This window comes from Mesonia oceanica (genome assembly GCF_902499555.1).
GTDB lineage: Bacteria > Bacteroidota > Bacteroidia > Flavobacteriales > Flavobacteriaceae > Mesonia > Mesonia oceanica.
The window spans coordinates 1-669 of record NZ_CABVMM010000065.1 but is presented as its reverse complement, the minus strand read 5'-3'; the positions used below and the strand labels follow the sequence as shown (position 1 = coordinate 669).

General features: G+C 32.0%; 1 protein-coding gene. It reads left to right on the top strand.

The annotated features are described in order from the left end of the window. Nucleotides 1–669 (top strand): hypothetical protein (locus FVB9532_RS19615; RefSeq protein WP_194716603.1); only part of this gene is annotated, 669 nt, incomplete at both ends.

Sequence of the window (669 nt, the reverse complement as noted above, 5' to 3'; positions counted from 1 at the left end):
AAGAAAACCAATTTTTTTACTACAAGAATACTGCCTTCCCCATTATTTATAATAAAACAATAAATAGGCATCTTTTTTATTTTCCTGATGAACTCTATAGGCTTCCAAATTACACAACTCAACCCAGAATACTAGATCGTTTTGTGGTTAACAAGGATCATTTTTTAACCACAAATCAAGATATTTTTTTTGTAAATGCCATTCGCAATAGGATACATACATACGGTATAAAAGATGACAATGGTAAAAAAACGGTTTATCATTTAAATACTTATGAAGTCTCCTCTAGAATAAAACACATCTATTTAGGTGAAGATTATATTCTAGCCATAACTGCTAATGGAATTGAGCTTATCAATTTTGAAAAAAATCTTTTCAATAAATTTCTCAAAGACAACACGCCTGAGGTAAGCGTTAGGGTATTATTAGAGGATGCCAATGGCGAAATTTACGCACAAACCAATAATGGTTTGTATAAATCACAAAACAATACATTTTATTGTCTTACTGATTCTTTAGCCTTGAGTGATCAAGAACGTTATCTGCTAAAAGGAGGTTTTGACATGGTTTTTGAGGGAGATTCGATTTTATGGACTGTGGGCATTGACGAAAAATTACACAGGCTGGATCTACATGCTAAAAGCGGTGAGCTATTTAAGTGTTATGAAT